Origin of the sequence: Streptomyces sp. NBC_01013 (genome assembly GCF_045162765.1) — a bacterium.
Classification (GTDB): Bacteria; Actinomycetota; Actinomycetes; order Streptomycetales; family Streptomycetaceae; genus Streptomyces.
Window position 1 is genome coordinate 7,018,046 of sequence record NZ_CP108687.1, and the last position, 20,059, is coordinate 7,038,104.

Below are 20,059 nucleotides of genomic sequence, written 5' to 3' on the forward strand. Positions count from 1 at the left end.
CGTCCCTCCTCGTCCGAAGGAATCCCGCGATGACCGCAGCCGTCCCGCCCCGCGGCACCGACCGCTTCGACCTGACCGGCCGCACCGCGGTCGTCACCGGGGCCGCGCGGGGCCTCGGCCGGTCCTTCGCCGTCGGGCTCGCCGAGGCGGGCGCCGATCTGATCCTGGTCGACCTGCCCGGAGCCGAGGGCGTCGCCGAGACCGCGGCGGCGGTCGAGGCCCTGGGCCGGTGCTGCCGCACGTACGGACAGGACCTCGCGGACACCGAGGCGCTGGCAGGCTTGGTCGACACCGTGCGCGCCGAGGCCGGGCCGCTGCACATCCTGGTCAACAACGCGGGCACGGCGGCCCTGGAGCGCTTCAACGAGATCACCCCGGCCAGTTGGTCGCACATCATGCGGGTCAACGTCGACGCCGTGTTCTTCCTCAGCCAGCGCATCGCCGAGCACATGACGGCCGACGCCGTCGCAGGCCGCATCATCACCATCACCTCGAAGAACGCCCTGGTGGCGGAGGCCGGCCTGGCCCACTACAACGCCTCCAAGGCCGCGGCCCAGCTGCTCACGGAGACCCTGGCCGTCGAGCTCGCCCCGCACGGCATCACCGCCAACACCCTCGCCCCCGGCATGGTCGAGACCCCCATCGACGATGAGTTCCCCTTCGACCGGAAGGCCTTCGAGTCCGCGTACCGCGAGCGCATCCCGCTCGGCAGGTACGCGCAGCCCGAGGACTGCGTGGGCGCACTGCTGCTGCTCGCCTCGGACGCCGGGGCGTACATCACGGGGGCACGGCTCGTCGTCGACGGGGGAGTGCTGGCCGACCAGATGCCGCGGATGCGCTTCATGCCGCCGTACCGCACCACGATCTGACCGCGACCGACCGGCAGTCGGTCTCCACCGAGCACGCATCGACAACGCGAGGAGTGCCTCCGTCATGTCCGTCAATGCTTCGTCCCGCCGCAACGTGCTGCGGGCTTCGGGTCTGGCCGGTCTGGTCGTGGCCGGTTCGGCCGTCGCCGCCGGTACCGCGCAGGCCGCCCCCGCTCACTCCGGCGGGCTCCTGCGCCTGGACACGGTCGCCGCCCTGCGCGCCCTGAACACCAAGCCCCTCGACGACGGCACCCAGGCCCTCGTCGCCGGCTACCGCACCCCCGGCGACGGCGGCACCATGGCCCTGCGCTGGGACAAGACATCCACCGCCCCGCACAACGGCGGCACCGTCATCACCCCCGACGAAACGACCAACACCGGCCGCTGGCACCAACTCCACACCGGCACCCTCGACTTCCGCACCTTCGGCCACTTCGACGCCGGCACCCCCGCCGACACCGCACTCGACGCCATGATCAACGACCACAGCGTCCACCGCATCGAAGCCCACACCGACCTCCACTTCACCAAACGCCACCTGTTCAGCCGCTCCGACATCGAACTCGACTTCGGCGGACACCACATCCACACCGAAGACATCGAGAAGAACACCCACGACAACCCCTTCGGCGCCGTCCTCTCCTTCCGCGGCACCCCCACCGACACCACAGTCCGGCACACGCTCTCCGCCACGGTCATCGAACTCACGGACACCTTCCCGGTCCCCGACGCCAAGGCGTTCGAGGTCGGCCAGTGGTGGGCCGTGCAGGTCGACCCCGTGGCGGGCGGCGGCGGTGACGAGCGCGAGCTGCAGAAACTGGTCGAGATCACCGAGATCATCGACGCGGACCACATCAGGATCGGCTACCTCAACGGCTGGGAGCTCGCCGCAGGCCGGACCCTCACCTGGACCCGGATCGAGCCCGTCCGCAACACCCACGTCCGCAACATGGTCTTCGAAGGCGCGGGACCCGACGAGTACACCGGCTCCCACCCCGTCAGCTTCGAGTACGCCGTCGGCTGCGACGTCTCGGGCATTCACGCCACCGGCACCTTCTGGCCGGTCATCATGCGCCGCTGGTGCACCCGCTTCCGCACCGAGGACTGCTCGCTGAAGAACCCGCCCACGGTCGAGTACGGCGGCGCGGGCTACCTCACCCAGCAGATCTACTGCCTGTACGGACGCGTCGCCGACTGCACGACCAGCAATGTGCGTCACCTCAACGACCTCACCGCCTCCGCCTACTGCACCGTGGTGAACTGCCACGGCGACGGCGACGACGCGGGCGGCAACCCCTTCACCACCCATGGCCAGTACGAGCACGACCTGCTGTTCGACGGCAACTCGGGACTGATGGACATCGCCAACTCCGGTTCGCAGTGGGGCATCTCCGCCAAGCGGATCACCGTACGCAGACACGTGTGTTCCTGGTTCACCGCGAACACGAAGATCACGGATCTGACCCTGGAGGACATCACGGTGATCGCTCGCCCCACCTTCGACCAGGCGGGCACCCTCACCGTGAACGCCGACGGCGCCCAGGTGCGCGGCTGCACCGCGAAGACCTTCGCCGTCGCCCAGCGCTCCGCCCGCTCCGGCCGGCCGACCACCGTCAGCGACTGCTCCTTCGAACCGCCCGCCGGCGCGGTCCTCGTACAGACGCCGGTCACCACACCGGTCCACTTCGTACGCTGCACGTTCCGGGGCGTCGACGGCGTGATCCTGCGCGGTGCGGGCCCCGTCCGCTTCACCGACTGCACGGTCACCGGCACCGCGGACGCGGCCCCGCTCTCCGTCGGTTCCGCGGACGTGCGGATCGTCGGCGGTACGTACGAGAACACAGGCATCGAGCTCAGCGGCGTGCGCGACCAGCGGATCACCGTGACCGCAGGCGCCCGGTTCACGGGCAGCAACAAGGCCAAGGCCCTGCTCGGCCGCGCGGCGGGACCGGGGGAGGCGACCTGGGACATCAACGGTCTCAGCAGCACGGCCGCGGGGGCCGACACCGCGCACATCCGCATCGCCGAGGGCACGAACCGCTACGCGGCCACGGGCAGCCGCTTCACCGGCGGCACCCTTCACCTCGCCCCCGACGCAATCCGGTCGGCCCTGCACACCGCCTGCGTCGAGGACGGCACGCGGCGCAGCGCGATGCCGCCCGCGGGGGACACGGTGCGCACGGGCGGGAACCTCGTCCTGTGAGCGCTGTCGTCCGCACGGCGTCGCCCGCCGACGATCCCGCCCTGGCCGCCCTGTGGAAGCGCTGCTTCGCCGCCCCGCACCTCTCCGACCTGCACGCCCTCGATCCGGAACGCCACCGCCACACCTTCGTCGCCGAGAACGCCGAGGGGGACGGGATCGACGCGGTCGTCGTCTACGTACCGAGGCTGATCCGTGACGCGACGGGCACCCCGCAGCGCGTCGGCGGCATCGGCAGCGTGGCCACCCGCCCCGAGGCCCGGGGGAGGGGGCTGATCAGGCTGCTGCTCGCGGCGGCGGAGCGCACCATGACCGCCGAACAGTGCGCATGGTCCCTGCTGTTCACCGGCACACCCGGCGTGTACCGGAGCTCGGGCTGGAAGGAGTTCGAGAGCACGTACACCGAGGGGGTGGTCGCCCCCTCGGCCGCCCCCGCCGCCTTTCCGGTGCGCGGCGCGACCCCGGAGGACACCGGGGAGGTGGCAGCCCTGCACCACGCGTACAACGTGAGCCGGCCGCTCACCTCGCTGCGCGAACCCGGTGACTGGGCGGTGCGGGTGACCGCCTGGTACGGCCCCGCCGAGCCATCGCTCGTGGCCGTGGACCCCGTCTCCGGCGCGGTCACCGGCTGGATCGTGGCGCAGCACGCGGGGGACTGCGTGGAGGTGCGCGAGTTCGCGGGCGCGATCGACTGCCTGGGGGCCCTGCTCTGCGCCGTCGGTTCACGCGCCCGGGCGGCGGGGCTGACCCGGGCACGGGTCCGCATCCCCGACGCCCCGGAAGTGGCGGCTGCCCTTCCCGCCCTGCTGAGCGATGCCCGGCAGGTGACGGAACACACGGGGATGGCCAAGCCGTTGCGCGCCACGGCCGCGTCCGTGCGTTCCACGGTCACGGCGCCCGGCGCAGTCCACTGGTACGGCGACTGCTTCTGAGGGGGCCGAGCACATGGCATCCCGATCACGAGGTCCGCAGTGGGGGTGTGCGGGTCGATTCCGGCGGCTGCAACGGCGCGACGGCGTCGCTCACCCCCGATGACGCCCACCGGGCGCCCCGGGCACGGGAAGGTCAGGACCCGGAGGCCGGCGGCTCCTTGTCGTATTCGGACGTGCCGGAGTCCAGCAGGGGCTCCTGCGTCTTCAGGTGAGCCGGGGCGAACGCCCGCAGCACGTGATAGCCGGTGATCACCACGATGGTGCCGAGCGCGATCCCGCTGAGCTCGAAGTTGTCGGAGATCTTCAGACTGACCCCGCCGACGCCGATGATGATGCCCGCGGCGGCCGGCACCAGATTCAGCGGATTGCGCAGATCGACCTTGGCGTTGAGCCAGATCTGGGCGCCGAGCAGGCCGATCATGCCGTAGAGGATCACGGTGATGCCGCCGAGTACCCCGCCGGGGATGGCGGCGACGACCGCACCGAACTTCGGGCACAGGCCGAACAGCAGCGCGAAGCAGGCGGCGGCCCAGTAGGCGGCGGTGGAGTACACCCGCGTCGCGGCCATCACTCCGATGTTCTCGGAGTACGTCGTGTTCGGCGGGCCGCCCACGGCGGTCGACAGCATCGAGGCGGCGCCGTCCGCGGCGATGGCGGTCCCCAGCTTGCCGTCCAGGGAACGGCCGGTCATCTCGCCGACGGCCTTCACATGACCGGCGTTCTCGGCGATCAGCGCGATGACGACGGGCAGCGCGACCAGGATCGCCGACCACTCGAAACTCGGGGCATGGAACGACGGCAGCCCGACCCAGTCGGCCTTGCCCACCCCCGACAGGTCCAGCCGCCAGTGGTCCACGGCCTCGGTGCCGCCGGCGGGCGAGTGGATCTTCCCGAAGACGCGGTCCAGGACCCAGGACAGGACGTAACCGAAGACGAGACCGAGGAAGATCGCGATACGGGAGAAGAAACCGCGCAGACAGACCACGGCCAGACCGGTGAACAGCATCACGAGCAGGGCGGTCCACTGGTCCTGCGGCCAGTACGTCGATGCGGTCACCGGTGCCAGGTTGAACCCGATCAGCATGACGACGGCGCCGGTCACCACCGGCGGCATGGCCGCGTGGATGATCCGCGCGCCGAACCGCTGCACCGCGAGACCGGCGAGGAAGAGCACCGCGCCGACGACGAGCACCGCGCCGGTGACGACGGCGCTGCTGCCGCCACTGGCCCGGATCGTCGCGGCGACGCCGACGAAGGAGAGCGAGCAGCCCAGGTAGCTCGGCACCTGACCGCGTGTCGCCAGCAGGAAGATGGCCGTGGCGACACCCGACATCATGATCGCCAGGTTCGGGTCCAGGCCCATGAGGACCGGGGCGACGAACGACGCGCCGAACATGGCGACCACGTGCTGGGCACCGAGCCCGAACGTCCGGGGCCAGGAGAGCCGCTCGTCCGGGCGGACCACCGCGCCCGGTGCGGGTGTCTTCCCGTCGCCGTGCAAGGTCCAGCGCACGCCGAGGCCGCCCATGGTTGCTCCCTGTGTGTTGATGCGGAGGCCGGTGCCTCGTCGGGCACGGCGCCACCGCGGAAAAGATCAGCGCCATGCTAGTGCCGGAACGGGACGCCCTTTCGGCCGGGCTCCGCGCCTGCCGGTCGGTCCGCCGCACTTCAGGGGCGCGGTGCGGCCGCCGGCTCGCCCGGGACGCCTGCGTCCGGGGACGCCACGGACTTGCGGTCGCCCGCCCGCAGCACCCCGGCGCCGAGCACCAGTCCGAACGCCAGCACCGACACCACGCCGAACGAGACGACGAGCGAGGTGGCCTCTGCCAGGGAGCCGATGGCCGAGGGGGCGATGAGCCCCGAGGTGTACGTGATCGTCGCGACGCCCGCGATCGCCTGGCTCGGATTCGGGCCGCTGCGCCCGGCCGCCGCGAAGGCGAGCGGCACGACCACGGCGATGCCGAGCCCCATCAGTCCGAACCCGGACATCGCCAGGGCCGCGTTCGGGGCGGTGACCACCATGACCCCGCCGGCCGTCGCGAGGACGCCGCCGGTCCGCACCGTCCGTACCGCACCGAAGCGGTCGACGATCCGGTCGCCGGCGATCCGGGCGACGGCCATGGTCAGGGCGAACGCGGTCGTCGAAGCGGCTGCCAGCCCCGCCGAACTGTCCAGCACGTCACGCAGGTAGACCGCCGACCAGTCCAGGCTGGCGCCCTCGGCGAAGACCGCGCAGAAGCCGACGGCGCCGATGATCAGCGCCGACTTCGGCGGCAGGGCGAAGCGCGGCGGCGGCTCCTCGTCCGGTTCGCTGCGCAGGTCCAGCACCCGCTGACAGGCGATGAGGCCCAGGGCCGTGAGGACGAGGGCGGCGATCATGTGGTGCAGCCGGGCATCGGCCCCCAGATGCGCGGCGACGGTGCCCGCCGCCGAACCGATGAGGGCCCCGACGCTCCACATCCCGTGCAACCCGGACATGATCGACTTGTCCAGGCGGTTCTCCACCTCGACGCCGAGCGCGTTCATGGCCACGTCCGACATGCCCGCCGACGCCCCGTACACGAACAGCGCCGCGCACAGCGTCAGCAGGTTCGGGGCCAGGGAGGGCAGGATCAGAGCCAGGGTCCACATGGCCAGCAGCCCGCGCAGCGCGGTCCTGGCGCCGAAACGGTGACTGACCGTTCCGGCGAGCGGCATCGCGAGCGAGGCGCCGATCGCGGGGAAGGCCAGGGCGATGCCGAGCTGTCCGGCGCTGACCCCGGCATGGTCCTGGATCCAGGGCACCCGGGTGGCGAAGCTGCCGGTCACCGCCCCGTGCGCGGTGAAGACCGCGGCGACGGCATACCTGGCCCGCCTCACCTCTTGTACTCCGAAGACCGTAGCCGTGGAATCCGTCGTCATGCCGCCGTGCCCTCCCCTGGGAATCCTCTGTTCGCGACGCTCCCCGGCGTCGTCCGTCACGATGCGGGGAGTAAACTATCAGGAACCCTGCCTGATAAATAGACCGCACGGTCCTCGCCGCAGCGGTGATCTGGAAGGATCCCGGCATGCCCGCATCACCGAGCACCGCCCGGGCCATCAACGACCGGCTCGCCCTGCGCCTCCTCCAGCAGGACGGCCCGCTGACGGCCACCCAGTTGAAGACCCTGACCGGGCTCTCCCGGCCCACTGTCGCGGACCTGGTCGACCGGCTGCAGGGCGCGGGCCTGATCCAGGTGGTCGGCGAGGCCGGGGCCGACCGCCGCGGACCCAATGCCCGGCTCTACGGCATCGTGGCCGACCGTGCCCATCTGGCCGGTCTCGACGTACGCACCGACAGCGTCGCCGTGGTCGTCTCCGACCTGCTGGGCGTGACCCTCGCCGAGGCGACCCTGCCGATCGGGAGCGATACGGCCGCCGACGACGCCGTGGAACAGGCCGTCGCCCTCCTGGAACGCACCGCACGCACAGCCGGCCCGGCACCGCTGCACAGCGTCGGCGTCGGCGCCCCCGGCCTGATCGATCCGGTCACCGGTGAGTTGCGCGACACCACGGGTCTGCCCGCCTGGCATCGCCGACTGGTCCGGGCGCTTCAGCAACACTTGCCCGCGACCGTGCTCGTGGAGAACGAGACCAATCTCGCCGCCGTCGCCGAACATCGTGTCGGAGCCGCCCAGGACCATGAAACCTTCGTCCTGCTCTGGCTGGGCCACGGCGTCGGGGCGGCCGTGATGCTGGACGGGAAGCTGCGCCGCGGCGCCTCGGGCGGTGCGGGGGAGATCGGCTTCCTGCCGGTGCCCGGCACGATCGGTATCCCTTCCGCCGTCAACTGCGACGGCGGCTTCCACTCCCTCGTGGGCTCGGCGTCGATCGTCGAACTGGCCGCCGCCCACGGCATCACCGCACCGGCCGGGGAACAGGAGCCCGGCGCCGCGGTCGCCGTCCGCGCGGCGCTGGCGGGGGAGGGCGACAGTGAGACCTTCCTCAACACCCTCGCCGACCGCCTCGCCCTCGGCGTCGCCGCCGTCGCCTCGGTCCTCGACCCGGGCTGTGTCCTGCTGGCGGGTGAGGTCGGCCATGCGGGCGGCGAGGCGCTGGCGGCCAGGGTCGAGGACCGGCTGGCCAGGATGTCCCCGCTGCGCACCGAAGTCAGAGCCGGCCGGCTGGGCGGCACCGCGGTCCTGCGCGGCGCCCTGCTTTCCGCCCGTGAGGCAGCCCAGGACGCGTTGTTCGCCCCGGCGGTGTGAGGGTTTCTGCTCGTGCGGGTGCCCCTGCGGGGCGTTGCGCCGGGCTTTTGGCTGCGCCCCGGTCGGGGCGGGGCCCTCGGCCGGGCGGGCGCGCGGGGTTCCGGGGCGGGGGGTTCTGTCCTCAATCGCCGGACGGGCTTGGTGTGGGGTCCCCTGCGGGGTGCGCCCGGTCCGGGGTGGGGGGTTCCGTCCTCAATCGCCGGACGGGCTTGGTGGGGTGCGGGTGCCCCGCAGGGGCGCTTCGGCCTGGTGGTGGGGGTCCGTGGCCCCTCCGGGGCGTCTCCTCAGACGACGAACGTTCGGCGGGTACGCAGCGGACCCGGGTCGATGTTCGTCGTCCTGCGGGGACTCCCCTGCACGGCCCCGGACCCGGCCGCCGTGCGTCTGCGGCAGTCGTACGGCCGGTGTGCACTCGCGAGTGATGCAGGGTGGGGCCGTGCAGGGCAGTCCCCGCAAGAAATGGCGTACGACCCGGGTCCTCCGCGTGACCGGGTGCACACGCCATTTTTGAGGAGTCTGCCCGGAGGGGCACCACCCCCACCCACCCGACGTGGCGCACCCCGCGGAGCAACCCGCACCACTCAAGCCCGTCCGGCGATTGAGGACGGAACCCCGCACCCGGACAACGGCGCACCCCGTGGGGCACCCGCACCCCGGACAACGGCGCACCCGCAGGGACCCGCACCCCACAGGGAACCCGCACCCCGGACAACGGCACACCCCACGGAGGACCCGCACCATCGAGCCCGTCCGGCGATTGAGGACGGACCCCCGAGCAAACACACCCCCGCCCCCCCCATCCGCGTCCGAAAACGCCCTTGTCACAGCCCGTTTGTGAGCCACTCCACAGCGTTCACCCGTATGGGTCACCGCCGCTCGTGGCACACTGATCGTGTACCAGCAGCAGCGCACTCCGGGGTCGGTGCAATTCCGAACCGGCGGTTATAGTCCGCGACCCGTCCGCATCCAGCGGCCGGTTGACCAGGTGAGATTCCTGGACCGACGGTTAAAGTCCGGATGGGAGGCAGTGCGCGGCGGGCCGTTTCGCGGGTACGCCGCCGTCGGCGGATGGTTTTCGGGCGACCGATCCATCCGTTTTTCGGGCATTCGGCGTCCCAGTTCCGCGTCCCGCTTCATCTGTCGTCATCGACAGGCCCCGGAGTCCGTGCCCGAAGAGGCAGGAGGACCCGGTGGACACCGCAGCCGACACGACCGCCATGCGCCGAGCCATCACGCTCGCCGCCCGTGGTCTCGGCTCCACCAGCCCGAATCCGGTCGTCGGATGCGTCGTCCTCGACGCGACGGGGCACCCCGTCGGTGAGGGCTTCCACCAGCGCGCCGGAGGGCCGCACGCCGAGGTCCACGCGCTGCGTGCGGCGGGTGCGAAGGCCCGTGGCGGCACCGCCTACGTCACCCTCGAACCCTGCAACCACACCGGCCGCACCGGCCCCTGCGCGCAGGCTCTCGTCGAGGCCGGAATCGCCCGTGTCGTGTACGCGGTCGGCGACCCGAACCCGCAGGCCACCGGTGGTGCGGACACCCTGCGCGCCGCCGGGATCACAGCCGAGCAGGGCCTGCTCGCCGAGGAGGCCGAAGCGGTCAACGCCGCATGGCTGACCTCGGTGCGTCTCGGGCGGCCCCACGTGACCTGGAAGTATGCGGCGACCCTGGACGGCCGGATCGCGGCCGCCGACGCCACCAGCCGCTGGATCACCTCCGCCGAGTCCCGCGCCGATGTCCACCGGCTGCGCGCCGAAGCAGATGCCGTCGTGGTCGGCTCGGGGACCGCCCGCACCGACGACCCCCAGCTCGGTGTCCGGGGCGTCGACGGAGTCGTCCAGCCCCTGAGGGTCGTCGTGGACACGCGTGCCACCGCCGTACGGCCGGGCGCCCGGGTCCTCGACGCCTCCGCGCCCACCGTGGTCGCGGTCGCCGAGGGCGCCGACGCCCGCCACCTCCCCGACGAGGCCGTTCTGCGGTTGCCGCGCGCGCCAGGCGGTCCCGGACTGGACCTCTCCGCGCTCCTCTCCGCCCTCCACGGACGCGGCGTCCGCTCCGTACTCCTGGAAGGCGGCCCGACCCTGGCCGGCGCCTTCGTCGCGGCAGGACTGGTCGACAAGGTCGTCGGCTACCTCGCCCCCGTACTCCTCGGCTCCGGCCCCGCGGCCCTGGCCGATGCCGGAATCTCCACCATCGCGCAGGCGTTGCGCCTCGATGTGACCGACACCGCTCGCATCGGCCCCGATCTGCGCATCACCGCCGTCCCCGGCCCCGCCCGGAAGGAAATCTGAGTGTTCACCGGAATTGTCGAAGAACTGGGTGAGGTCACCGCCGTCGAGAAGCTCGACGACGCCTCACGATTCCGCCTGCGCGGTCCCGTCGTCACCGAGGGCGCCAAGCACGGCGACTCGATCGCCGTCAACGGCGTCTGCCTGACCGTCGTCGACCTCGGCGAGCACGAGTTCACGGCCGACGTGATGGCCGAGACGCTCAACCGCTCCAGCCTCGGTGCGCTGGCGACCGGCTCCCGGGTCAACCTGGAGCGTCCCATGGCACTGGGCGGCCGGCTCGGCGGGCACATCGTCCAGGGCCACGTCGACGGCACGGGCCGCATCGTCGAACGCACGATCTCCGAGAACTGGGAGATCGTGAAGATCTCCCTGCCGGCTGACCTGACCCGCTACGTCGTGGAGAAAGGGTCGATCACGGTCGACGGAGTGAGCCTGACCGTCGTGGACGCCGGCCCCGACTACTTCACCATCAGCCTCATCCCCACCACCCTTGCCCTGACCACGCTCGGCATCAAGGAGCCCGGCGACCCGGTCAACCTGGAGGTGGACGTCATCGCGAAGTACGTCGAGCGGCTGCTCGGCAACTCCACGCAGGAACCAGGGGAGTCGGCGAAGTGAGCGCCCTGCACTGGCTGAACTCGGAGGCGTTCACCGTCTTCGAGCAGCACATCATCTGGTCCGACATGATCGGCAACACGATCGGTCTGATCGCCCTGACCCTGGGCTGGCTCCGCTCGATCTGGACCTGGCCCGCCCAGCTCCTGTCCGGCGCGGTGCTGGTCGCCGCCAACGTCTCCGTCCACCAGGCGGGCAGCGTAGGCAAGCAGGTCGTGGTCATCGCCGTTGCCGTCTGGGGCTGGCAGCAGTGGTCCCGCGGCCGGGAGCAGGCCCAGGACGGCTCCATCGCCGTACGGTTCGCCACCTGGCGCGAGCGCGGCTACCTGCTCGGCGGCGCCGCCCTCGGCACCCTCGCGGTCGGCGGCCTGTTCACCGCGTTTCCCTCGCTCTCCTGGAGCCCGTGGGCGGACGCGTACATATTCGCCGGAACCCTCGTGGCGATGCTCGCCCAGGCCCGAGGCATGGTCGAGTTCTGGTTCGCCTGGCTCCTCGTCGACCTGGTCGGCGTACCGCTCAACTTCCACAGCGGTCTCGCCTTCTCCGGTCTCATCTACGTCGTCTACGGGGCCCTCGTCCTGTGGGGCATGCGCGACTGGTGGCTGCGGACGCGGACACCCGCTCTGAAAGGAGCCACGGCATGACTGCCCAGCCCACCTGGTTGCACCGCGATCACGAAGCCGAGGACCTCTCCCTCGACCCCGTCGAGCAGGCCATCCGTGACATCGCCGCCGGCCGGCCCGTCGTGGTCGTCGACGACGAGGACCGGGAGAACGAGGGCGACCTCGTCATCGCCGCCGAGAAGGCCACGCCCGAGATCGTCGCCTTCATGATGAGTGAATGCCGCGGACTCATCTGCGCGCCCATGGAGGACGACGAGCTCGAACGCCTCGAACTGCCGCAGATGGTCGACCACAACACCGAGTCGATGAAGACCGCCTTCACCGTCTCCGTCGACGCCTCGGCCGCCCACGGCGTGAGCACCGGCATCTCCGCCGCCGACCGGGCCACCACGCTCCGCCTGCTCGCGGGCGGCGCGGCCGGTCCCGCCGACTTTGTGCGTCCCGGCCACATCTTCCCGTTGCGGGCCCGCTCCGGCGGGGTACTCGTGCGCAACGGCCACACCGAGGCCGCCGTCGATCTGGCCCGGCTCGCCGGCCTCCGGCCCGCCGGGGCGATCGTCGAGATCGCCGGGGAGGACGGCGTCATGCTGCGCCTGCCCCAACTGGTGCCGTTCGCCCGCAAGCACGGGCTGACGATCATCTCCATCGAGGACCTGATCGCCTACCGCCGTACCTCCGAGCCGACCGTCCGCCGTGAGGCGGAAGTGCGGCTGCCCACCAACTTCGGCGCCTTCACCGCGTACGGCTACCGCTCCATCGTGGACGGCGTCGAGCACGTCGCACTCGTCCACGGAGACATCGGCGACGGCGAGGACGTCCTGGTCCGGGTCCACTCCGAGTGCCTGACCGGCGACATCTTCCAGTCCCAGCGCTGCGACTGCGGCCCCCAACTGCACGCCTCCATGCGGCGCATCACGGACGAGGGCCGCGGCGTCGTCGTCTATCTGCGCGGCCACGAGGGCCGCGGCATCGGACTGCTGTCCAAACTGCGCGCGTACGAACTCCAGGAGCGCGGCGTCGACACCCTCGATGCCAATCTGGAGCTCGGCCTCCCCGCCGACGCGCGGGACTACGCGGCCGGTGCGCAGATCCTCAAGGACCTCGGCGTCCGCAGCCTGCGGCTCATGACGAACAACCCCGAGAAGACCGCCGCGATCCTGCGGCACGGTCTGGCCGTCACCGGTCGTGAACCGATGCCCGTCCAGGCCGGCGAGCACAACCTGCGCTACCTGCGTACCAAGCGTGACCGCATGGGTCACGACCTGCCCTGGCTCGACGCCGCCACCGCGTCGACGTGCGGCAACCAGTAACCACCAGGCCATTACCCCGTCAGTTGAACGAGCTGTAGGAGAGACATGAGCGGCAAGGGCGCACCCGAACTGTCCGTACGCAACTGCGGTGACCTGCGCGTCGCCGTCATCGCGGCACAGTGGCACGAGAAGGTGATGGACGGACTCGTCGACGGCGCGCTGCGCGCGCTGCACGAGCTGGGCATCGACGAGCCGACCCTCCTTCGGGTCCCCGGCAGCTTCGAGCTCCCCGTCGTCGCCAAGGTGCTGGCCGGCCGCGGTTACGACGCGATCGTCGCCCTCGGCGTGATCATCCGTGGCGGTACCCCGCACTTCGAATACGTGTCCCACGGCGTCACCAACGGCCTCACCCAGGTCGCGGTCGACACCGGTGTCCCCGTGGGTTTCGGTGTCCTCACCTGCGACACCGAGGAGCAGGCCCTCGACCGGGCCGGCCTGGACGGGTCCAACGAGGACAAGGGGCACGAAGCGGTCACCGCGGCCGTCGCCACCGCCACCACACTGCGCTCGGTCAGCGAACCCTGGCGCTGAGTGCGGGTCCGGGACCCCTTATTCTTGAGGACATCATGGCGAACAAAACCTTCGAAGAGCTCTTCGCCGAGCTGAAGCTCAAGGCCGCCAACGGCGACCCCTCCACCTCCCGTACCGCCGAACTGGTGGACAAGGGCGTGCATGCCATCGGCAAGAAGGTCGTCGAGGAGGCCGCCGAAGTCTGGATGGCCGCCGAGCACGAGAGCAAGGACGCCGCCGCCGAGGAGATCTCGCAGCTGCTCTACCACGTCCAGGTGATGATGGTCGCGCGCGGAATCTCCCTGGACGACGTCTACGCCCACCTCTGAGCACGACCCCGCACACGTCCGTTCGTTCCAGTCACCCCTTTCGCAAAGGAAACCCGACCTCATGCTGCGCATCGCCGTCCCCAACAAGGGTTCACTCTCAGGGCCTGCGATGGCGATGCTCCATGAGGCCGGGTACCAGCAGCGAAAGGAGTCGAAGGAGCTCGTACTCGTCGACCCCGAGAACCAGGTCGAGTTCTTCTACCTGCGTCCCCGCGACATCGCGATCTACGTCAGCTCCGGGCGCCTCGACATCGGCATCACCGGGCGCGACCTGCTGCTGGACAGCGGCGCCGATTCCGAGGAGATCCTCCAGCTCGGCTTCGCCCGTTCGACCTTCCGCTACGCCACCAAGCCCGGCACGGCCGCGGGTCCGCAGGACTTCGACGGTCTGACGATCGCCACCTCCTACGAGGGCATCGTCGCCAAGCACCTCGCGGAGGTCGGTGTGAAGGCCTCCGTCGTCCACCTCGACGGTGCCGTGGAGACCGCCATCGAGCTCGGTGTCGCCCAGATCATCGCCGACGTCGTCGAGACCGGCACCAGCCTGCGCAACGCCGGACTCGAAGTCATCGGCGAACCGATCATGAAGTCGGAAGCGGTCGTCATCCGCCGCACCGGCGCCCCGGACGACGACCCCAAGGTCCAGCAGTTCCTGCGCCGGCTCCAGGGCGTCCTGGTGGCCCGCAGCTACGTGATGATGGACTACGACTGCCGCGTCGAGCACCTGGAGCGCGCTGTCGCCCTCACCCCGGGCCTGGAGTCGCCGACCATCTCCCCGCTGCACCACGAGGGCTGGGTCGCCGTCCGCTCCATGGTCGCCGCCAAGGAGGCGCAGCGGATCATGGACGACCTGTACGACCTCGGCGCCCGCGCCATCCTCACCACGGCCATCCACGCCTGCCGCCTCTGACGGCCGGAGACGGAAGAAGCGCATGCCAGCCCCCGCACTCCCCGCCCTGCCGGTCACCTTCCGGCCCACCCTCACCCGGGTGGTCCTGCTGAGCGTCGGGGCGGCGATGTTCGCCGTCATCACCGTCGTCGCCTTCACTCTGGAGCAGCTCAGCGGGGGAGAGCGGGCCAGCTTCGTCTTCACGGCGCTGCTCTTCTTCGGAGTCCTGGCGCTGCTCAGCCGCCCCAAGATCGTGGCGGACGACAGCGGGGTGACCGTGGTCAATCTCACCCGTACCCGGCGGCTGTCCTGGGCGGAGATCGTCCGCGTCAACCTGCGGGCCGGCGACCCGTGGGTCTTCCTCGACCTCAGCGACGGGACCAGCATGCCCGCCCTCGGCATCCAGCCCGGAATCGCCAAGCAACAGGCCATCCGCGACGCCCGCGTGCTCCGTGCCCTCGCCGAGAACCGCGGCACCGGCAAGGACATCGGCTGAGCCCCCTGCCCCGCACGGCCTCTCGTTGATTACTCTGGAGAGTGGCGGCGCCCTGTGCGCCCCGCCCCGCACCAGAGGTCTCCGAGGCCCGCGGGGCTTTCCTGCGACCCAAGGAGTGACTCCCTCCAGCAATGGACGGATCGTCCGGTAGTACCTGCGCCGCCCCTTCTGTGGAGGCGGCGGCATGACCACCCCCCTGCTGCTGCTCAGTGCGGCATTCCTTCTCATCCTCGCCAACGGGTTCTTCGTGGCAGCCGAATTCGGGCTCGTCACCGTGGAACGGGCGGACGCCGAGCGCGCCGCCGCCGAGGGCGACCGACGGGCCCGAACCGTCGTCGACGCCCTGCGCGAACTCTCCTTCCAGCTGTCCGGCACCCAGCTCGGCATCACCATCACCTCACTGGTGGTCGGCATGCTGGCCGAGCCTGCACTCGCCCAGCTGCTGGAAAGCCCTCTCTCCCTGACCGGTCTGCCCGACGGCGCCGTCCCCGGCATCAGCGTGGTCGTCGGCATGCTGCTCGCGGCCGCCGTCCAGATGGTCATCGGTGAGCTCGTGCCGAAGAACTGGGCGGTCTCCAAGCCGCTCCAGGTAGCGCGGTTCGTCGCCGGACCCCAGCAGGGCTTCACCCGGGTCTTCCGCCCGGTGATCGGCCTGCTGGACACCGCCGCCAACCGGCTGGTGCGGCTCCTGGGCGTCGAACCGGCCGAGGAGCTGGCGTCCGCCCGGACGCCGGGGGAGCTGGTATCCCTCGCGCGGCACTCGGCCGAGGCCGGCGCCCTCGAACAGGACACCGCGGACCTCTTCGTGCGGACCCTGTCGCTCGCCGGGCTCACCGCCCAGCACGTGATGACCCCGCGCGTGAAGGTCAGTGCCCTCCAGTCCTCCGCGACCGCGGAGGACGTCCTCAACCTCACCCGTGCCACCGGCCTCTCCCGCTTCCCCGTCTACCGGGAGCGCATCGACGAGGTCGTCGGCATGATCCACCTCAAGGACGCACTGGCCGTTCCCGCCCAGGAGCGTCTGCGCACCCCGGCCGGCCGGATCGCGGTGCCGCCGCTGCTGGTGCCCGAGACCCTGCCCGTGGAGCAGCTGCTCCAGCGGCTGCGCAACGAGCAGCCGATCGCCGTCGTGGTCGACGAGTACGGCGGCACCGCCGGTGTCGTCACGCTGGAGGACATCATCGAGGAGCTCGTCGGCGAGGTACGGGACGAGCACGACGCCGAAGGCGCCGACCGTCCCGAGCTCGCCGCCGCGGCCCCCGAGGACGGCCGGCCCGCCTGGGACGCCGAAGGCAGCTGCCGGGTGCTGACGCTGCGCCGGATAGGCCTTGACGTACCCGACGGCCCGTACGAGACCGTCGCCGGGCTGGTCGCCGACCTGCTCGGCCGGATCCCCGCCCCCGGCGACCGGGCCGAACTGCCCGGCTGGCGGATCGCCGTCCGCCAGGTCGGCCACTACCGGGCCGAGAAGGTCCGCTTCGTGCGTCTGGCCGAGTCGCCCGCACCGGCCGACGCGCCGCGGGCGTCCCGCAGGGTCCTGGAGGCTGCCCGGTGAGCCTGATCCAGTTGATCTTCGCGGGACTCCTCGTCCTGGCGAACGGCTTCTTCGTCGGAGCGGAGTTCGCTCTCGTCTCGGTACGCCGAAGCCAGATCGAACCCCTTGCGGCAGCAGGGTCGAGCCGGGCCCGCAAGGTGCTGTACGGCCTGGAGAACCTGCCGCAGATGATGGCGGCCGCCCAGTTCGGCATCACCGTCTGCTCGCTGACGCTCGGCGCCGTCGCGGAACCCACCGTCGCCCGTCTGCTGGAGCCGGTCTTCCACACGGTGCACCTGCCCGAAGGACTGATCCATCCGCTGGGCTTCGTGCTGGCGCTGGTCTTCGTCGTCTTCCTCCACCTCGTGATCGGCGAGATGGTCCCGAAGAACCTGGCGATGGCGGCGCCCGAGAAGACCTCGATGTGGCTCAGCCCCGGCCTCGTCGGCTTCGCCCGTCTCTGCCGTCCGGTCACCTCGGCGCTGGGCGCCTGTGCCCGGCTGGTGCTCAGGCTCTTCGGTGTCGAGCCGAAGGACGAGGTGGAGGCCGTCTTCACCAGCGAGCAGCTCAACCGGCTCGTCGAGGACTCGGGGCAGGCCGGACTCCTGGAGCCGGAGGCACAGGAACGGCTGGAGGACGCCCTGGAGCTGGGCAGCAGACCCGTCACCGACGTACTCCTGCGCCGGGCGAACCTGGTGACGGTGGATCCCTCCGTCACTCCGCGCCGGATCGAGGAGCTCACCGTACGGACCGGCTACTCGCGCTTCCCCGTCTGCGCGGAGGGCGGCGGCCCGTTCATGGGTTACCTGCACGTCAAGGACGTCCTCGACCTGGAGGACGGTGAGCGGGCCGTCCCGCAGCACGTGTGGCGCCCGATGGCGACCGTGCGGGCCGAACTGCCCCTGGACGACGCCCTGACCGTGATGCGACGCGCGGCGACGCATCTGGCGCAGGTCGCCGACGCGTCGGGCCGCGTGCTCGGTCTCGTCGCCATGGAGGACGTACTGGAAATGCTGGTCGGAGAGGTACGGGACCCGGCCCACCGCGTCTCGGAACCGCGCCGCACAGAGGAACGGCGGGCCGGCTCGGACGAGCTGTCCGCCATGGTCGGCTGAGGGACAGCCCTTGGCGCATACCGTCCCCCTGCCGCCGGGAGCCCTGGCTCCCGGCGGCAGGGGCACGGGACCGCCTCACATCTCCGGAGGCTCCTGCCGGCCCCGGCCCACCGGCCCCCGCCCGGAAAGCACCTCGCCGTACGCCTGCATCAGATCCGGCAGGCGCAGTGTGGCCAGATCGTCGCGCGTCGGCACCGTCGTGTATCCGGAGAGCCGCAGATCGCGGTAGGCGCAGCTCTTCTCGTACAGCGTGCGCAGGAAGCGCCCGTTGCCCAGCTCGTCGAGCCACCCCTGGTCGACGACATGGCCACTGATGGACCGCAGCTCCTCCAGCGACTCCTCGTCCCACGCGTCCCCGTTCTCCGCGGCCAGCACCTCACCGATGGACGTGAGCTCCAGCGGCCGGTAGCTGGGGAAGTCCACCCGGGTGGTGAAGCGGGAGGAGAGCCCCGGATTGGTGGACAGCAGCCGGTCCATGCCCTCCGGGTAGCCCGCCAGGATGACGACGAGATGATCCCGGTTGTCCTCCGCGCGCTTGAGCAGGACCTGCAGGGCCTCGTCACCGTACGCGTCGCCCTTGCTGTACCCGGTGTTGGAGAGGCTGTAGGCCTCGTCGACGAAGAGCACCCCGCCCAGCGCCGAGTCGATCAGCTCATTGGCCTTCACCGCCGTCTGGCCCAGGAACTCGCCGACCAGGTCCGCCCGCTGGGCCTCGACCAGATGGTCCCCGCCGAGCAGGCCCAACGCGTAGAACACCCGGCCCAGAATCCGGGCCACCGTCGTCTTGCCCGTCCCGGACGGCCCCGAGAAGACGAAATGCCGCTTCGGCGGCTGTACGGGAAGGCCCTGGCCCGCCCGCAGCCGCGCCATGTTCAGCTGCGCCGACAACGCCTTGACCTGCCGCTTCACCGGCTCCAGGCCGACCATCCGCTCCAACTCCGCCAGCGCCTCGGCCAGCAGTACGGGATCGCTGGGCCCGGCCGGGAAGGGCTGCGCCGCGGACTGACCGGGGAGCGCGGTCCTCTGCCGGACCCCGCCCGGCGGCGGTGACACCCCGGTGCCCGGCAGATCCTGCGCCTCGACCCCCGGCCGCAGCTCCCTGCCGTCCACCAGATCGGTGCCCAGCAGCGAGTCGCCGTCCGGCTGGGCCTCGGCGAACGCGCCGTCGGCTCCCAGACCGGTCAGCGACACGGCAGCCAGGCCGGACGCCTCCTCGGAGCCGTCCAGCCCGTCGTAGTCCGCGATCGCGGCCAGTCGTGCCGAGGTGTCCATGAACGCCGGGTCGATCCGGTGGACCGCCCGGTACAGAGGCAGCGCGGCTGCGCTGCGGCCCGTGCCTTCGTGCGCGCGGGCCAGCCAATAGCGCAGTTCCTTGCGCTGCGGCTGCTCACTGCGGCAGCGCATGAGAGCGGTGGCAAGCAGGGGTTCGGCCTGCCCGTACATCTCCAGCCGTACCCGCGCCATCCCGCCGAAGAGGCCCGCCTCGATTCCCAGCAGCGGATCTTCGATCAACTGTTCGGTGTGACGTACGAGTTGCTCCCAGTCCTTGACGAGGTAGGAGCGGCAGGCGTGGAGGAAGCGGACCTGCGGGTCGGCGTCCACCGGTGGCAGGCCGGCCAACGCCCGGTCGAGCTCCGGGACATGGCGGCCGTCCAGCCAGTGCGAGGCGTGCGCGAGCAGCAGGTCGCGGGGGCTCTCCAGGACCGGCTGCACCCACCAGCCGAGCCAGTACCAGGAGTTGAGCGTACGACGATGCCGCCCGCGCTGATCCCCGAAGCGCTCGCGGTGGCGGTACATCTGCAGCAGCGCCGTCGTCGTGTCGATCCTCAGCGCGTGGAGGCCGAGCCAGGCGTCCGCCATACCGGGATCGAGGCGCACGGCGGCCCTGAACTCCTCTTCGGCCTGCGGATAGGCGCCCATCGTGTAGGCGTCCATGCCCCGCAGCCACGCGAGGTCGGCCGGGGCCTGTGCGCCCTGCGTCCCGCTGTCCATCAGGTCCCCCACAAACCGTGCCCCCAGGATGTCCCGCCGCACGACAGGCCGCCGAGGCGCGCCGAATCGCTGTGCCGTGGACGGGAATTGACCGCACCGAGAGGCATCGTACCTGCGCAGGGAGTGTG

At 71.2% G+C, this 20,059-nt stretch carries 17 protein-coding genes and 1 riboswitch; of the genes, 14 read left to right on the forward strand and 3 right to left on the reverse strand.

Annotation, left to right across the window (positions count from 1 at the left end):
- Positions 1-29 precede the first annotated feature (29 nt).
- The 3 genes from OG538_RS30660 to OG538_RS30670 all read left to right on the forward strand — a co-directional run bounded on the left by OG538_RS30660 (position 30) and on the right by OG538_RS30670 (position 4,001).
- On the forward strand, positions 30-869 hold the full coding sequence (locus OG538_RS30660) for an SDR family NAD(P)-dependent oxidoreductase (protein WP_406098680.1): 840 nt from the start codon (positions 30-32) through the stop codon (positions 867-869).
- Positions 870-933: 64 nt separating this feature from the next.
- On the forward strand, positions 934-3,072 hold the full coding sequence (locus OG538_RS30665) for a peptidase C14 (RefSeq protein ID WP_406098681.1): 2,139 nt from the start codon (positions 934-936) through the stop codon (positions 3,070-3,072).
- Positions 3,069-4,001: a GNAT family N-acetyltransferase gene (locus tag OG538_RS30670; protein ID WP_406098682.1), complete on the forward strand. Its 933-nt coding sequence runs from the start codon at positions 3,069-3,071 to the stop codon at positions 3,999-4,001. The genes OG538_RS30665 and OG538_RS30670 overlap by 4 nt, the downstream gene beginning before the upstream one ends.
- 133 nt (positions 4,002-4,134) lie before the next feature.
- On the opposite strand, the gene OG538_RS30675 is transcribed toward OG538_RS30670, so the two are convergent.
- Together OG538_RS30675 and OG538_RS30680 are read right to left on the reverse strand one after the other, a co-directional pair.
- Positions 4,135-5,529: a uracil-xanthine permease family protein gene (locus tag OG538_RS30675; RefSeq protein WP_406098683.1), complete on the reverse strand. Its 1,395-nt coding sequence runs from the start codon at positions 5,527-5,529 to the stop codon at positions 4,135-4,137.
- Positions 5,530-5,669: 140 nt separating this feature from the next.
- Complete coding sequence (locus OG538_RS30680; protein ID WP_406098684.1) at positions 5,670-6,902, reverse strand: MFS transporter; 1,233 nt, start codon at positions 6,900-6,902, stop codon at positions 5,670-5,672.
- A gap of 146 nt (positions 6,903-7,048) precedes the next feature.
- Here OG538_RS30680 and OG538_RS30685 point away from each other — a divergent pair, with 146 nt between their 5' ends.
- From OG538_RS30685 to OG538_RS30735, 11 genes are all read left to right on the forward strand, one after another.
- Positions 7,049-8,227, forward strand: coding sequence for an ROK family transcriptional regulator (locus OG538_RS30685; RefSeq protein ID WP_406098685.1), 1,179 nt, complete (start codon positions 7,049-7,051; stop codon positions 8,225-8,227).
- Positions 8,228-9,131: 904 nt separating this feature from the next.
- A riboswitch (FMN riboswitch) is annotated at positions 9,132-9,262 on the forward strand.
- Positions 9,263-9,417: 155 nt separating this feature from the next.
- The gene (gene ribD, locus OG538_RS30690) at positions 9,418-10,518 is read left to right on the forward strand and encodes a bifunctional diaminohydroxyphosphoribosylaminopyrimidine deaminase/5-amino-6-(5-phosphoribosylamino)uracil reductase RibD (RefSeq protein ID WP_406098686.1); all 1,101 of its coding nucleotides are present in this window, start codon (positions 9,418-9,420) and stop codon (positions 10,516-10,518) included.
- The gene (locus OG538_RS30695; RefSeq protein ID WP_406098687.1) at positions 10,519-11,136 is read left to right on the forward strand and encodes a riboflavin synthase; all 618 of its coding nucleotides are present in this window, start codon (positions 10,519-10,521) and stop codon (positions 11,134-11,136) included.
- Positions 11,133-11,777: a nicotinamide riboside transporter PnuC gene (locus tag OG538_RS30700; RefSeq protein WP_406098688.1), complete on the forward strand. Its 645-nt coding sequence runs from the start codon at positions 11,133-11,135 to the stop codon at positions 11,775-11,777. The genes OG538_RS30695 and OG538_RS30700 overlap by 4 nt, the downstream gene beginning before the upstream one ends.
- On the forward strand, positions 11,774-13,066 hold the full coding sequence (locus OG538_RS30705) for a bifunctional 3,4-dihydroxy-2-butanone-4-phosphate synthase/GTP cyclohydrolase II (RefSeq protein ID WP_406098689.1): 1,293 nt from the start codon (positions 11,774-11,776) through the stop codon (positions 13,064-13,066). The genes OG538_RS30700 and OG538_RS30705 overlap by 4 nt, the downstream gene beginning before the upstream one ends.
- Positions 13,067-13,111: 45 nt before the next feature.
- The gene (ribH, locus tag OG538_RS30710; RefSeq protein ID WP_352123673.1) at positions 13,112-13,597 is read left to right on the forward strand and encodes a 6,7-dimethyl-8-ribityllumazine synthase; all 486 of its coding nucleotides are present in this window, start codon (positions 13,112-13,114) and stop codon (positions 13,595-13,597) included.
- 35 nt (positions 13,598-13,632) lie between these two features.
- On the forward strand, positions 13,633-13,905 hold the full coding sequence (locus OG538_RS30715; protein ID WP_018551335.1) for a phosphoribosyl-ATP diphosphatase: 273 nt from the start codon (positions 13,633-13,635) through the stop codon (positions 13,903-13,905).
- Between the two features lie 61 nt (positions 13,906-13,966).
- The gene (gene hisG, locus OG538_RS30720) at positions 13,967-14,815 is read left to right on the forward strand and encodes an ATP phosphoribosyltransferase (RefSeq protein ID WP_406098690.1); all 849 of its coding nucleotides are present in this window, start codon (positions 13,967-13,969) and stop codon (positions 14,813-14,815) included.
- 22 nt (positions 14,816-14,837) lie between these two features.
- Positions 14,838-15,290, forward strand: a complete 453-nt coding sequence (locus OG538_RS30725; RefSeq protein WP_406098691.1) for a PH domain-containing protein — start codon at positions 14,838-14,840, stop codon at positions 15,288-15,290.
- A 184-nt stretch (positions 15,291-15,474) separates the two neighbouring features.
- Complete coding sequence (locus OG538_RS30730; RefSeq protein WP_406098692.1) at positions 15,475-16,845, forward strand: hemolysin family protein; 1,371 nt, start codon at positions 15,475-15,477, stop codon at positions 16,843-16,845.
- Positions 16,842-17,939 carry a hemolysin family protein gene (locus OG538_RS30735; RefSeq protein ID WP_406098693.1) on the forward strand — a complete coding sequence of 366 codons (1,098 nt, stop codon included), beginning with the start codon at positions 16,842-16,844 and terminating at the stop codon, positions 17,937-17,939. The genes OG538_RS30730 and OG538_RS30735 overlap by 4 nt, the downstream gene beginning before the upstream one ends.
- Before the next feature lie 75 nt (positions 17,940-18,014).
- Here the strand turns inward: OG538_RS30735 and OG538_RS30740 are convergent, their stop codons facing one another.
- A complete protein-coding gene (locus OG538_RS30740) occupies positions 18,015-19,931 on the reverse strand; it encodes an AAA family ATPase (protein ID WP_406098694.1) in 1,917 nt (638 codons plus the stop codon).
- Between the last annotated feature and the right edge of the window lie 128 nt (positions 19,932-20,059).